This is a genomic window from Niallia sp. FSL R7-0648 (assembly GCF_038007005.1).
GTDB classification, from domain to species: Bacteria; Bacillota; Bacilli; order Bacillales; family Cytobacillaceae; genus Niallia; species Niallia circulans.
This window is the reverse complement of the sequence record NZ_JBBOWE010000001.1, coordinates 2,175,150-2,190,471: the sequence shown is the minus strand read 5'-3', so window position 1 is coordinate 2,190,471 and position 15,322 is coordinate 2,175,150. Positions and strand designations below refer to the sequence as shown.

At 36.3% G+C, this 15,322-nt stretch carries 11 protein-coding genes and 2 pseudogenes; 8 read left to right on the top strand and 5 right to left on the bottom strand.

What is annotated here, in order from left to right; all coding sequences use genetic code 11:
- Positions 1–70: 70 nt before the first annotated feature.
- From NSQ89_RS10440 to murQ, 4 genes are all read right to left on the bottom strand, one after another.
- On the bottom strand, positions 71–1,084 hold the full coding sequence (locus NSQ89_RS10440) for a MupG family TIM beta-alpha barrel fold protein (RefSeq protein WP_341132596.1): 1,014 nt from the start codon (positions 1,082–1,084) through the stop codon (positions 71–73).
- A complete protein-coding gene (locus NSQ89_RS10435; RefSeq protein ID WP_144546345.1) occupies positions 1,081–2,445 on the bottom strand; it encodes a PTS transporter subunit EIIC in 1,365 nt (454 codons plus the stop codon). The genes NSQ89_RS10440 and NSQ89_RS10435 overlap by 4 nt, the downstream gene beginning before the upstream one ends.
- Before the next feature lie 102 nt (positions 2,446–2,547).
- A complete protein-coding gene (locus NSQ89_RS10430) occupies positions 2,548–3,402 on the bottom strand; it encodes a MurR/RpiR family transcriptional regulator (RefSeq protein ID WP_047940562.1) in 855 nt (284 codons plus the stop codon).
- 21 nt (positions 3,403–3,423) lie between these two features.
- Positions 3,424–4,323, bottom strand: a complete 900-nt coding sequence (gene murQ / locus NSQ89_RS10425; protein WP_341132595.1) for an N-acetylmuramic acid 6-phosphate etherase — start codon at positions 4,321–4,323, stop codon at positions 3,424–3,426.
- 202 nt (positions 4,324–4,525) lie between these two features.
- Between murQ and NSQ89_RS10420 the strand changes: the two genes are divergently transcribed.
- The 8 genes and pseudogenes from NSQ89_RS10420 to NSQ89_RS10385 all read left to right on the top strand — a co-directional run bounded on the left by NSQ89_RS10420 (position 4,526) and on the right by NSQ89_RS10385 (position 14,494).
- Positions 4,526–4,909, top strand: a complete 384-nt coding sequence (locus tag NSQ89_RS10420) for a PH domain-containing protein (RefSeq protein ID WP_341132594.1) — start codon at positions 4,526–4,528, stop codon at positions 4,907–4,909.
- Between the two features lie 92 nt (positions 4,910–5,001).
- The gene (locus NSQ89_RS10415; RefSeq protein WP_341132593.1) at positions 5,002–5,700 is read left to right on the top strand and encodes a DUF5694 domain-containing protein; all 699 of its coding nucleotides are present in this window, start codon (positions 5,002–5,004) and stop codon (positions 5,698–5,700) included.
- Between the two features lie 127 nt (positions 5,701–5,827).
- Positions 5,828–6,731, top strand: a pseudogene (locus tag NSQ89_RS10410) (alpha/beta fold hydrolase).
- Between the two features lie 122 nt (positions 6,732–6,853).
- Positions 6,854–7,699 (top strand): alpha/beta fold hydrolase, encoded by an 846-nt coding sequence (locus tag NSQ89_RS10405; protein ID WP_047940565.1) that lies wholly within the window; start codon positions 6,854–6,856, stop codon positions 7,697–7,699.
- 59 nt (positions 7,700–7,758) lie between these two features.
- A complete protein-coding gene (locus NSQ89_RS10400) occupies positions 7,759–9,852 on the top strand; it encodes a class I SAM-dependent methyltransferase (protein WP_341132592.1) in 2,094 nt (697 codons plus the stop codon).
- A gap of 139 nt (positions 9,853–9,991) precedes the next feature.
- Complete coding sequence (locus NSQ89_RS10395; RefSeq protein WP_371000768.1) at positions 9,992–10,174, top strand: H-type small acid-soluble spore protein; 183 nt, start codon at positions 9,992–9,994, stop codon at positions 10,172–10,174.
- A 357-nt stretch (positions 10,175–10,531) separates the two neighbouring features.
- Positions 10,532–11,893: a 3' terminal RNA ribose 2'-O-methyltransferase Hen1 gene (locus NSQ89_RS10390; protein ID WP_341132591.1), complete on the top strand. Its 1,362-nt coding sequence runs from the start codon at positions 10,532–10,534 to the stop codon at positions 11,891–11,893.
- Positions 11,894–14,494, top strand: coding sequence for a polynucleotide kinase-phosphatase (locus NSQ89_RS10385; RefSeq protein WP_341132590.1), 2,601 nt, complete (start codon positions 11,894–11,896; stop codon positions 14,492–14,494).
- Positions 14,495–14,585: 91 nt separating this feature from the next.
- Here the strand turns inward: NSQ89_RS10385 and NSQ89_RS10380 are convergent.
- A pseudogene (locus NSQ89_RS10380) lies at positions 14,586–15,147 on the bottom strand (class I SAM-dependent methyltransferase).
- Positions 15,148–15,322 lie beyond the last annotated feature (175 nt).

The following is a 15,322-nucleotide window of genomic DNA, read 5'->3' as shown; positions in this document are numbered from 1 at the left end:
CTGTCACCCCAAGCAAGCATTTGGGATGTTTTTATATTTTGTATCTTGCCTCTTTACAATTTTGCTCTAATTAGGAGTAAACAGGAACAAGTTTTATTTTTTGACTAGGTTTTAGTAAGGATAGAAGCGGTATATCTGTATCAACCACCTTTCCGATAACGTTGACTCGCTCATCTGCTGGAAGATCACACAGGGTGATTTGTATTTCTCCGCGATAGCGTCCATAAAGGTCATTATCTCTTGTGATTGTGCCGGCTGGACGTGCTTCTGTGTTCTCCGGGTAGATATTTTCTAGACTTCTCGTATCTAGGAAGCGGAGAACATCTCGGGAAAGATCAGGACGAAGCTGGAACTCGCCTTCTTGGTAACCTTGGATGCGGATGGAGACATAATGATGCTGGTCAAAATCGATTAATTTATGAAGTAGTGCTTCACTGACTCCATAATCACCAATGTAAACATCCTCAACCCCTGCTAGAAATAACTCTAATGCAGCATGATATGGCTCTAAGTGCCGATGATTTTCCAATGTCGGCAGACCGTCAAATAGGGGGCCGCGTTTTTCTTTATCACCTGGAATATATGCACTAATAGGTATTCCAAAACGCTGGAAGATTTCATTTTGTGATTGAAAAAAGGAAATGGATAATCCTGTTTCTTGTCTTGGGTAGAAATTATGCCATGCTATCAATTGATTGGCGTTCAGACCAGCTTTTATAAGTGTAGACAAGTCCTCCTCTTGGAAAGTACTAGCATTAAGAGCCAGTTTAAAAGCTTTGGAAAGGGAAAAAATCATTTCATTATCAAAACCATCATCTAATCGAAGGCCAATAACCCCTAGCTTTTTTAACTCCATTAAACTGTTTAATCCTAAATGACTAGGCGTTTTTAAGGAAACATCGGCAAAAACCTCTATTCCTGCTTCAGCAGCCAGAGTCATAAGCGCTTTGGCTCTAGTCGCTAATTCCCCAGACTCTTCCGGAATATGGAGAGAGGTGAATGCCCGCTTTACTCCTAATTTTCCAGCGCGGATAATTCGTTCTTCCGCAAAAGGATCCTTTAAATAAAAGGATATGCCAATCATTCAAACTCACCAGCCATTTCATCTTTGAAGCCAAATAAATACGTAAAAACAAATCCAGCGGCATAAGCAATTAATACCCCTGCTAAATATAGAAACACTTGACCAGTAACAACTAGGAATGCAAGTGGTATACCAGATACGCCGACAGCTACAGTAGCAACTCCGAATGCAGCCTGAAATGCTCCGCCGACTCCAGCTCCCAAACATGCCGTTAAGAAGGGACGCCCTAACGGAAGGGTAACACCGAATATCAATGGCTCTCCAATCCCAAGAATCCCTGCAGGAAGACCACCAGCAATAGCTCTTTTTAATCGTTTTTTCTTTGTTTTAAAGTAAATCGCAAACGCCGCACCTACTTGGGCAGCACCACCCATTGCAAGAATTGGCAGAAGAGGATCATCACCAATTGTATTAATTAACTCTAGATGAATTGGTGTTAACCCTTGATGTAACCCAGTGACAACAAGGGGAAGGAAGGTTGCTCCAAGAACAAATCCTGCAACTACGCCCCCAATATCCAGTAAGGAGGTTAATCCTTTTGTAATAATATCGGAAATAAGACCACCAAGCGGCATAAATATAAGATAAGTCAAAATACCAGTAAGCAATAAAGCGACAGTCGGTGTAATAAAAAGATCTAGTGAGGTTGGCACATATTTACGAACTTGTTTTTCAATTAATGCGATAAAGATAGCTGCGAATAGCACGCCAATTAATCCGCCTCGACCAGGCAGTAAATCTGTGCCAAATAAATGAATGCCAGCAACAGCGGGGTTTATTATCAAAATACCGGCAATAGCTCCAAGCGCTGGCGAACCGCCAAACTCTTTTGCTGCATTTGAGCCGACTAATATGCCGAGGTATCCGAATAATCCACTGCCAATCACAGATAAAATGATGGCAAGTTGTGATTCTTCTGCCAGCACACCGGCCTGGACAATGGCTTTTGTAATTCCTGTTATCAATCCCGAAGCTACAAGAGCAGGAATTAAAGGAATGAAGATACTAGCAATTTTGCGCAAAAATAATTTGAAAGGTGTTGCATTCTTTTTGTTAATCTCAGCTTTTTTGTTTGCTGCCTTTTCTTTTAAATTAATCCCGCCAGCATCATCGATTAATCTACTAAAGGCTTCTGTAACTTTATTTACTTTTCCAGGGCCAAGAATAATTTGCAGTGTTTCTTCTACTACAACTCCTAATACTCCATCCACTTTTTTTAATTCTTCTTTATTGATTAAGGAAGAATCTTTCGGTGTGACACGAAGTCTTGTCATACAATGTGTGTAGCTAACAATATTTTCAGGACCACCTAATTGTTTGAGAATCTTTTCTGCTAAAATTTTGTTGTTTTCACCAGCCATCTTAAATTCCCTTCTCTCCACTATTATTTATTTTTGCAATCCCATCAAATGTGTCCAGGCACCATGTTGTTTCTAGATAGGGAAGACACATTTAAGCGAATGCTACTTTCCTTCTTTAATAAATTGAATAGCTTCTCTTGTTTTATCAATAGAGGTAATAGTGTCCTCATATTGAGCTGTTGCCATTGAAAGAAACAAAATATCCATGATATATAGCTGAGCTAGACGTGACGATGTGGCTGCACTTCGAAAGGGAGCTTCCGCTGAATAGGAAGTAAACAGCTTAATATCTGATAATGAAGCAACAGAGGATTGACCGTATTTTGTTAGACTGATTGTTTTTACACCATGTTTTTTGGCAAGTGACATGACTTTAATTACTTCAGGAGTTTCGCCTGAATGGGAGATTCCAAAAACAATATCATCCTTGCCAGCATTTCCGATTAATGTAGCGACAAGATGTATATCAGTAAAGGCAGTAGCGTTTTTATGAATTCGCAGAAGCTTTTGCTGAGCATCTTTAGCGATAATATTGGAAGCGCCAATCCCAAAAAAATGAACATTTTTTGCAGCAGATATAGTGTGGACAGCGCGCTCCAATTCTTCATAATTAATTATTTCTTCAGAATCACGGATACTCTGAATGCTGTTACTAGTTGTTTTTTGAACAATAGAGTAGAAGGATTCATCAGGTTCAATATCGCGATATCCTTGTTCAAGGGGCTTCACTAAATCGCCAGCAATTCTAACTTTTAAATCTTGAAAGCCATTTAAGCCTAAGGATTTACAGAGTCGAATAACTGCGGCTCCGCTTGTACCTGCATGTGCGCCAATTTCATGAACGGTACTGTTTAAGAGCATATTTGGATTTTCTAGTATAAACGCAGCAATCTTTCGCTCGGAAGCGGGGAGCTGCTCCAACATGCTTTGAATAATTTTTAAACCACCTGCTACCACATTCTAAACCACCTTTTCAGATTACTTTTGAATTGCTTTTTTTACATAACCATTAGCATTTGCTAAAAGCTGCTCTGCTTCTTGCTTGCTTGAATTTGTTTTTAACATGACGATTGCTGTTTTGACTTGTAAGTTTGCCTCTTCCAATGTTTCTAATGCTTGTTCATAGGAGACATCTGCAATTTTGCAAATAATAGCGATTGCTCGTTCCTTAAGCTTTTCATTGCTTACATGAACATCTACCATTAAGTTTTCGTATGCTTTTCCTAGCAATATCATGGAGGAACTGGAGATCATATTTAAAATCATTTTGTGTGCAGTGCCTGATTTTAACCGGGTTGAACCGGTAAGCACCTCAGGACCGACAATCACTTCGATTGCTTGCTCTGCTTCTTTACTGATGGCTGCATTTTTATTACAGGATAAGGCAATTGTTTTTGCTCCAACTGCTCTTGCATACTGCAATGCTCCGATAACATAAGGAGTCCTTCCACTGGCGGCAATACCAATCACCGTATCATTTTTTGAAAGACTTATAGCTTTTAAATCTTTGATACCAAGATCTGGCTGATCTTCTGCTCCTTCGACCGCTTTAAAAAAGGCTGTTTCTCCACCAGCGATCAGTCCTTGCACCATTTCGGGATCTGTACCAAATGTTGGTGGACATTCTACAGCATCGAGAACGCCTAATCTTCCACTCGTTCCTGCGCCCACATAAATAAGGCGACCGCCTTTTTGGAAGGATTCAAAAACGTATTGGACGGCTACCTCTATATCAGATAAGACTTCCTTGACTGCAAGAGCCACTAGTTGATCTTGTTCATTCATTAACCGCAATATTTCCATTGGTTCAGCCGTATCGATTTGCATTGTTTGCTCATTTCGAGATTCTGTTGTTAATAGCTCAAGCTTTTCTTCCATTGTAAATACTCCTTCTCCAAGTTTGTTTAGATTTGAAAGCGATTTCCTTGAGATGATTATAAAAAAACTAAAATGAAATTTCAATAATTAATAACAAATAATAAAATGAAATTTTATTTCAACGTGCTTACATAAAAGAAAAGACAATTGACTGAAACTTACTATTATCCTTATACGTATGGTAAGAGGAGGGGGGAAAAACATGATTTTCCGTTCGAAAGTAGATCTCTTCTTTATTATCATGTTGTTAGTCGTTATTTTTAGTATGGGGCTTGTTACGTTAGGTCCATTGTTTATAGAGAAGGAACGAACCATATTGCCTAGTATTATTATGAGCACCATTTTTATCTTATGTACTTCTTTTTTTGCATGGATTACATTTGGGAATAAGTATGTGTTTACCGATGAGTATTTACTAGTAAAAGGGGGACCTTTTCACAGTAAAATCCGCTATGAAAATATTACTAAAGTTGCTAAGACGAATGATATATTTACTGGTTTTCGACTTAACATGCGAACAAGCAATCGAAATATTTTACATGACAGCGAGCCTTGGCAGTGTAAAAATATCGCCGCAGAACGCTGAATTATTTTTAATAGAATTAGAAAATAGAATTTCAAAAAAGAGGCAAAAGCAATAATTAACGATAAATTATTTTTAGCGATGGTGGTGAGTATGTGAGGAAGAAGATAATATTAGTAGGCACTTTTCATTTCGCGGAAAATGCTGATATGATAAAAAGGAAAAACGAAGAGATCGAAGCATTAGTTCAATTATTAGCAGAATGGAGACCTTCCAAAATCGCCTTAGAATGGGATAAAAAAGATGAGCAGCTTCTTATTGAAAAATTTCATCTAGAAAGTAATCAATATTCTACAGATGAGATTGAACAAATTGGTTTTAGATTAGCGAATAAATTACACCATGATAAGGTATATGGGGTAAATTGGGAAGGGGAATTAGGGCAAGAAGATGTTCAAAACCTTTTTAATGAAATAAAGGAAAATCATCTAGAACTATCTGAAAAAATGGAAGATTTAAACAAAGATAGTCCCGTATTGTCTGCAACAAGTTCATTAATAGCGGCATTTAGCCGATTGAATGAGAACACATATATCCATAGACTTGAGGATCTTTATTTATCTTTTGTCTTAGTTGAAAATAAACAGGGTGTTAAAATTGGTATTCCATTTCTAGAAAAATGGATGAAAAGAGAATTGTATATATTTAATAATGTGCTAGAGATTACAAAGGATAATGATCAAGATTGTATTATGCTTCTTATTGGCAGTGACCATTTGTGGCTGTTAAGAAAGTTTTTTGAAGGAATTGGCTGGGAAGTAATAAATCCTTTTTCCTGTACAAACAAAATATAAGGAGTAGGAGGAATATTTATGTATTTAATTGAAGGCTTCCATTAACGTTCAAGGTTATGGCCATTTCCACGAGCTCCTCCCTTTTCAATAGGCATAAGAAGAATGGAAAAAGGGAGGATGAAAATCGATGGCAGTAAACTACTTGAACATTAATAGTAAAGAATTATATGTGGAGACGCATGGGAAAATCACAGGAAAAGCTATTCTATATTTGCATGGCGGCCCAGGTGAAGGGTGTTTTGACTTTTCCATGAATCAAACACATCGTCTAAACAATTTTTTTCGTTTAGTTGTTATAGATCAGAGAGGAGTATGTCGCTCTGAAGAAATTTTTAAGAAGGAGTCTTTTGGAATAAACCATTTAATAGAAGATTGTGAAGAACTACGTGTCCAACTAGGTATTTCTAAATGGTCGATTATAGGGCATTTTTTCGGTGGATATTTAGCCGTCCTATATGCAAATCGCTATCCATATGCTATCGAAAAGATAATTTTTGAGTGTCCTACATTTGATTTCGAATTAACAGCAAAATCCTTATTAAAAAGAACGGCTAGTTTATTTGCAAGATATAACATGATTCCTTTACAGAAGAAAGTCAATCGTTTAATTGCTAAAGCTGTTTCACCAAAAGAATTGGTAGAAGGCTATTTGCAGCTAAGCTCTTATTTGAAAGAAAAACGAATGGAAATATATAGTTTGCATTCTATTAATCTAGAAACAAGTATTTATACAGACGAACAATGGGATCGTTTTTATGATAAGTCTGAAATCCATTTTGCAAGATTAAGGAATGAAGGCAAGATCTTCGAATCGGTTTTACCACTATTAAAGAAGATACAAGTACCAAGTCTTTTAAATAGTAGGTGAATATGATCCAGTAACCTGTGAAAAGCAAATAGATTTTTTTGATAAGAATGTTCGACAAGGAGAAATTCAAATAATAGAGCAGTGTGGGCATACGCCTAATAATGAAAGTCCAGAATGGTTTAGTAAAATGGTAACGGAATTTTTATTAAGGAAAAATCATTGAAGCAAACATCATGAAACTAAATGGTATAAAGGTCTATGTTTTAATTTGTTAGCACATTTTTATTGCTGAAGCGCTATCGAAAGACTTCATAAGGTAATTTGCTGTAAAAGGAGAAGACAATCATGTATGTAAAAACAAGTGATGGCTTACAAGTATATTATGAAATGAGTGGAAACGGAGATCCATGCCTTTATCTGCATGGAGGTCCAGGATATTGGAGCAAACCTTTCCAGCTATTTGCCCATGGGCTTTTAGAAAAAGATTTGCAAATGATATATTTAGATCAGCGGGGATGCGGCCGATCTGAACATTGCCTATCTCAGGATTATTCATTAAATAGATTAATCATGGATTTAGAAGAATTAAGAATTTCGCTAGGAATTAATAAATGGTATATTATGGGGCATTCCTTTGGCGGCATTCTTGCAGTTAACTATGCTGCTCGATTTCCGGAACATACCATTGGGCTAATATTAGTCAATGTAACACTGAATATGTATGAATCGTTTGAGTATCAAATAAATAGAGGACTTGAAATTTTACAAGAACAACGAAATATCTTCCCGTCTGACCCACAGGAGGATTATATAGAATTATTCTATTCGATTCTTTTTAAATTAATCGAGAACGGAAGTTACAATCATTTTCAATATACCGATATAGACAAGAAAAAAGAAGTAGATAGGATAGATAAGGAATTAAGAACTGACCCCTATTTCCAAAAGAAGGTTTTCTCCTTAAAAGAATATTTTCACGATTTTACAGAACTTATGAAAGAAATAAAAAAACCGACTTTAATTATAGCTGGTACATCTGATCACGCTGTTGGACCAAACCATCATTTAACTTTTCCATGTAAAGATGCGGTCGTTCACTATATTAATGGCGGGCATCATCCATACATAGAGAATCAAGATGCGTTTAAAGAGACAGTATTAAGCTTTGTAAATGATAATAAGACTGTTTAGAATTAACTTAAGTCCGGTGATAACATAGTATACATCATTTTCGTCAGGAGGGAAATGAAATGCTGGCCTCTCTACAGGCAATTCAAGAAGTGAGACAAGGAAATAAAGAGGTATTGCGACAACAGAAATGGCTGCAATATCTTTATATAACAAAAGAAAAGAATGTGAACTTAGAACAAGTTCCTTCGTTAGAAGGGTTAGAAAGCAATCCGGTTTTATCCTATGTGGAAAAGACTCTATTAATCTTAGATAATTGTACAAGTTTAAATGATGCTGAAAAACAAATAATTGAACAGGTTTTAATATGGAGCGATGTAGCAAAATGCGGCTCTCCTTCTCAGCGCAAATATTGGAGAGAACGGGGATTTCAATTAGGCATTCATAATATTGGTTCTGCGCAAATATATGCAGAAGAAATAAGAAAGACAACAAATGGCGAACGTAACTTGGTTTTAGAAGAGCTTATTTTTACACTTATTTATACACATGGATTAATTGGTCAATTTATAAGAGGAGAAGTTCGCTATTGTCAATTAGAACCATTAATTTTATCTATGAATAAAAACTTCGTAGTAGATAAAAAGGATAGGTATCGTTTATTATATGTCTTGAATCAATGTATCATCGAAGCTGTTTCACCGCAAATATGGAAGGAAGTTCAAGAGGAAGTTAAAGAAGTTATTAGCTCTATTTTGGAAGGGAAAAGGGAGCAAGAGTTACCATTAGAGGAAAGAATTAAGAGGCTGAGAAAAGCCGCTATCCAAAACGGAGAAAATTTTGATGAAGAGTATAGTCGTTTTTTAAAAGAATCGAAAAGAATTGAATTGCTTCAATTATTTTTTCATAAAACGGATATGTGGTATGTGGAGTCTGCTCTGCATGATTTCTCCTTGGAAGAATTTTTGAAAATCTTCCTATTAATCTATCAAAAAGTCGATCCATTAACGATAAAGCAAATCAGCTTTGAACCGTTTATGAAAGACATCTATTATGACTATAAAGGTAAAAAGACAATTAACTTATACAAAAAGAGAATCATTGAGGCATTTTTGAAAGAACAAACGATTGATGATTTAATTGCCGGCACAGAGTGCGCAAATGAACATGTCGAATTAGTGATTATTCCGCTTGACTCTTTAAATGAAAATATTAGCGTAACATTTGTTTATTCAAAGGCTGGGGAGAAATTAATTGAATTTTGTCAGGAAGCAGAAAAATCACCCCTTTATGAACGGGCAATCATTCTTTTATATGATTTTTTTGGTTTTCGAAAGGATGGCTTTGATCGAATGCAGAATGAACAAAACTATCTTGCTGATATGAATAATGCTGAAGACCATAAAAAGATGATTGCTGACTATGCAATAGGAAATAAGCTGCTGGATATAGGGGCAGGCGGTGGAATTATGTTAGATATTCTATCGGATTGCCACCCCGATGCAACTGTTATCGGCATTGATATTTCTACCAATGTTATCGAGGCATTAGAAAAAAGGAAGATAAGAGAAAAGAAAACATGGCTTGTTAAACAGGCAGATGCTCTGCAATTAAAAGAAACTTTTGCGGTGAATAGTATGGATACCATTATATTTTCTTCGATTCTTCATGAGATGTATTCTTATATTCCGTATAAAGGGATGAAATTTAATCCAGAGGTTATTTTGGATAGCTTGACAAGTGCATTTGAAGTCCTTAAACCAGGTGGCAGAATCATTATTAGAGATGGTATCATGACCGAGCCGAAAGAAGAATGGAGACAAATTGAATTTAAGCTGCCAAATGGCTTGGATTTTTTTAAACGCTATGTAAATGATTTTAAAGGCAGACAGATCGAGTTTGAGCAAATTAACGAGAGCACTGTTCAATTGCCGATAAATGATGCGATGGAATTTCTATATACTTATACATGGGGAGAAGAGGCCTATCCGCATGAAGTACAAGAGCAGTTCGGGTACTTTACCCCTGCTGAATATAAAGATGTTATTAAAAGGGTGATTGGCAATAAGGGGGAAGTGCTATTGTTTGACCATTATTTACAAGATGGCTATGCAGAGCATCTATTACCGAAAGTAAAATTGATGGATTCCTCTCAAAACGTGGTTAAACTTCCTGACAGCACCTGTTTTATTGTGATTGAAAAACATCTTAGATAGAGCTTTAAATAGTTTTCAAGCAAGGCAAAAAAATGGAGAGAATAGATTTCCGCCTACTTTCACATAATGAAAAAGGATCTATTTTAAAAAAGGAACCCTATGGGGAACTTAACATTTCTTTATATAGAAAGTAGGTGGAATGATGGATATTAACAGAGCAAAACAAATACTTTCCTCATCAGCAGAAATAGAAGTAAAGTATAACGGTGCTTCAGTTTGGCTGGAAGATATTAAAGAAAAAGATGCAACCGCAATCGTTCATCTGGTAGGCGGAAGTCAAGAACAAACAGAAGTTGACATTGCAAGCCTAGAAGAAGCTTAAAATCTCTCGCAAGACAATCACGAGGATAGAGGTTCCAGTTGGTAGACAAAAGGGGATCAGAATGTTTTCATTCTGATCCCCTTTTTAACACTTGTAGTAGAAAACAACATCTCTATTAGAAGGGATTACAAAAAAGAGTATAGGCAAAACTCCTAATTCAAGGAGTTTGTCCTCATTCTGCAACCACTCGTAATAGTGGTTCTTTTTTATGAAAAACAGCCAATTATCCCTATTAAAAATCTGTATTGTTTTCAAAAAAAGTCATTATTTAATTATAGATAAAATATGCACAATTCTGTAAAGAAAAATATGGTAAAATAGTATTCAAATGGTTTTAAGAGAAAAAGAGGTGAGTATATGCAAATAAGTCTAAAGGTATATGGCGAGCATGCTAGGATGGTCTCCCATCTTATTGCTAAAAATCCCCATAATCTATATGAAAGAAAAGAAAAGGGCGGGTTAGTGCGCATTGTTTTTACCAAAAATGAGGAGCGTGAAGTCCATATATTATTTTTCGTTACAGTAGATAATATGGAACTAACGAAAAATCAAACTAATTTTTCGTCTATTACGCATTATATTAATGATAGAGAAAGTGCTGTCAGCAGTATTTTCTGCTCGGTTTTACGAAAAGCAGTTGGAACTGCATTGAATGGAAAGCCAAAAGATGAATTCAAAGAGTGGGTGAACTATTCTTTTCCATTAGAAATTACATTTGGACCGTTATCCACCAAGTTAACCAATTATGAATTAGCAGGACTCACTGAACCATTAGGATACGAGCTTACGATCGAAAATGGAAAGGTACTTTTACCAGCGTCATTCGCGAAAAAAAGTTCAGCAAAATTTATTACGCTGAAGGCAAATCAGACGATTCAAGACTGTTTCCGCCATTTGTTTGTGCTGATCCCGGTAATGGACCAATATAAACATTATTATATTGATGAAAAAGAAGTGGATAAGCTGAAGCGATATGGAGAAGGATGGCTTTCCTTCCATCCGAAAAGAAATGAGATTATAAAGGAATCGCTTATTTTTTCAGATTTAATAGAAAAATCAAGGTTAATAGAATCAAAGCCTTCAAAGGAAAAACAAGCACCTTTGACAAAAAAGAAAAGCTTAAATCAGTGGCGCTATGAGAAAATTATAGAAACTGTAAAAGGGCTTCCGCATAATAGCCGAATTGTGGATATGGGGGCTGGAGAAGGAAAGTTAACGGCCCAATTAGGCTTTATAAGGGGAATAGAAGAACTTGTCGCACTAGAACCTTCTGAACGAGAACAGTTAAAAGCTAAAAAAAGAATCGAGGCATTAGTGGGTAAGCCTGACTTTCTTCTTCCAACTTTTAAATGGGGCTCTTTATTTTATTATGATAGTGAATTGGAAAAGAAAGATATCTTTATTCTCTGTGAAGTCATCGAGCACATTGACGAAAATCGATTATGGAAGATATTTGACACCATTTTTACAAAATACAAGCCTTATCATGTAATTGTGACAACACCAAATCAAGATTACAATGCTGTATATGATATGAATGAGGCAAAAAGGCACAGCGACCATCGCTTTGAATGGACGCAGCAACAGTTTAAAGAATGGACCAAGTATTGGGAAAGTCATGCTAATTATAAGGCGCAAATCGATGGGATAGGCGAATATGTAGAAGGTTACGGCTATCCTACACAGATGGTAATATTTTCGCAGAAAAGAGGTGGATAAATGAAAACGATTCTAATACCCCATAACAGTATTGTTTTACTAATAGGACCATCAAATAGTGGCAAATCTACAACATTGGAAAATTGGATAAACAAAGGCTTTCTGCAACCGGAAGAAGTAATTAGTTCCGATCATTTTCGGAAATTAGTCAGTAATATTGACTTTTTAGACTGGACAAATCAGCCTAAAGAAGTAGCTGCCAATTTGATGGAAGAATATAGCCAAATCTCAAGAGCTGCCTTTGAAATGATGGAAAAAATGATTAGTGCAAGAGCGACATTGAATAAGCGAAGCTATATCGATGCAACCCATTTAAAAGAGGCAGAACGGGAAAAATATCGAATTCTTGGAAAAAAATATCATGTTCCTGTAGTAGCGATTGTTTTTGATCTCTCTTTACCTATTCTCCTTGAAAGAGACGAAAAGCGCACCTATCCGAGAGGTAAAGGGAAGGTGAGAAGGCAATTTGAAGTAATGCGTCAGGAAATCCGCAAAATCCACAGGGAAACCTATCATGCAATATATTATATTAGAGATCGGGACGAGTCAGTGAATATCGAAACAGAAGAAGCTTCGTACTATTTAAATGCTGATAATGGCTTAGATATTATCGGAGATATTCATGGATGTATGGATGAATGTTACGAATTGCTAGAACGTTTAGGATATATAAAACATGATGATGGATTATATCGCCATCCAGAAGGTCGGAAATTTGTTTCGGTAGGGGATATTATGAGCCGCGGCCCAAAATCAGCAGAAGCACTTTTCTTTTTCTCTGCCCACCTTAACCATAATCTTGCGTATATGATTGATAGTAACCATGGTTGGAAAATAGCAAGATGGCTTGATGGGAAAAAAGTGACACTAAGTCATGGGGATGAATGGATTAAAGAAGCGTTTACTTCCTTTTCCATTACATATACAGAGGAGCAGATAGAAAAAATAAGAGAAGATTGGAAAACTATGCTTCTTCATTCACCTTCCCATTATGTCCTGACAAGAAATGGTGTGAAAACAGCAGTTGTTGCCCATGCAGGGATAAAAGATCATTATATTGGCAAACAATCAAATACGATTTCTGATTTTACGAGATATGGAGAAACATTAGGTATGGACACAGACGGGAAGCCGATCCGTGGAGACTGGTACCGAAATCATCTATCGAAAGAATTAATTATTTGGGGACATGATCCGAAACCAGAGCCGCTCTTTGTGAATAATACAATTAATATTGATCAAGGGGTTGTTTTTGGCGGAAAGTTAACGGCCTTTCGTTATCCAGAAAGGGAATTTATATCGGTTAAGGCTCAAAAGGATTATGCTCAAATAGAAGATAATCCATTGAAAAAATGGCAGGAAACAAGGCTTGCCCTGCCGAATATTCAGCGATTTATTAATGGTTATAGTGTTTGGACAGATACGTTTGGAGAAATTAGCTGTCCGCAAAATAATGTGAAAGCAGCGATGGACAAAGTGTCTCATTTTACAATTCCCATGGAAGAGTTAATCTATATACCGCCAACGATGAGTCCTCCGCCGCAAACTTCCACAATCGAAGGATATCTGGAACATCCGATCGATGCCTATCATTACTACAAAGATAATGGGATAGATCAAATGGTTGTCGAGAAAAAGCATATGGGCAGCAGAGGGATACTTTTGTTATTTAAAAATCCAGAAGCAGCAGAAAAGTATGTTGGGAAAAGAAGCATAGGCACAATTTATACAAGAACAGGGAGAGCCTTTTTTTCTAAAGAGCTCGAAGAAAAAATTCTGACAAAGCTCCATTATGATCTAGCAGCTGTAAATTATTTTGATAAGAATCAGACAGATTGGGTATTGCTTGATGCTGAAATTCTTCCATGGAATTTAAAGGCAAAGGATTTAATTATTCAGCAATACGCACACGTGGCTGAAATGAGCGTGATGGATAGAGACAAGATTTACGAGCAGCTTCTTTGTGCGCAGCAAAATGGCATGGCTGTTCATGGCTGGGTAGAAGAATTTGCACAAAAGCGACAAAATGCGCAAAGTTTTAGTGAAGTGTACAATCAATATTGTTGGGAAATTCAACAATTAGAGGATATAAAAATCGCTCCATTTCATATCCTTGCACATAGCAACGAAAGTTATTTTCATCAAACACATCAGTGGCATATGGAGCAGAACGAATATTTCAGCACAATTAGCAGTCTTTTTATGAAAACAGATTATCTGATTGTAAATGATGAAGAATCATTAAAGAAAGCTGTCAGCTGGTGGGAAGAAATTACGACAGATGGTCATGAAGGGGTTATCTTTAAACCTTATCATTTTCTTGCGAGAAATCCAAAGGGAAAATTACTTCAACCAGCCATTAAAGTAAGAGGACAGAAATATCTTCAAATTATATATGGCATGGATTATTTAGAAAAGGATCAATTAAGACGATTAAAAGACCGCAAAACAGGTAAGAAGCAGCGTAATGCATTAAAGGAATTGGCTTTAGGAATAGAAGGTATCAATCGTTTTATTCAGTTCGAGTCATTGGAAAGAATTCATGAATGTGTCCTTGCAACATTGGCTTTGGAAGAAGATCCGATTGATGCAAGATTATAAGATGAAAAGCAAATTCAGAGGATATTTCTCGATGAATTTGCTTTTTATCCCAGCTTGATATTTATAAGGGAATGCACTGGTTAATTTTTCATTATCTTTTCCATGCATCGAGTATAAGAGAAGGAAATAAAAGCTTTTCCCCGTTATTTCTTGGATCATATTTTTTGGACCTGAAAATCACGCCATCTTTTCCGTGCTATGTTCATTTTCATGAAAAATACCTTCTTCATCACAATACTCCAATAAATGTACTTCGAATCCTGCTAATTCAAACATTTTTGACAATGTTTGATAATTATGAACAATCTTATGAGTGAAGGCAGGATGGTGTTTAGGCCCGGGCCCTCCGATTTGCACTATTCGTTGATACGATTCATCCGGAAAGAAGTCATCTGGTACAGCACAGCGAATATAACTTCCTGGGTTCAAATATTGATAGCAAAGTGAGGCTGCTTGAACGCCTTCCTTAAAGGTGAGATGCTCCCATACATGTTCCGCTAAAATAGCGTCTATGGAACATTTTACAAACTGTAGCCAAGTTGAATCGTCCATAATAAGTTAAGCTCATCTTCCTGAGTATGAATCCAGCCAGGATTATTCCTGTATTCCCCAGCACCAATACCAATCTTTATCGTTTCATCCTTCATATGAATTCCTCCAATATTTTAAGAGTTTCCATTAACGTACAATTAAACATAAAGATTACATTTATGACAGGATAAAATGTTAACGAGTAACAAATAAAAAACAGGTCAAATGACATAGGAATCATCGCCTATCTATTGTAAAATAAGAGGGCAGAAAGAATTACCTTTTTTTTCTTTTAAG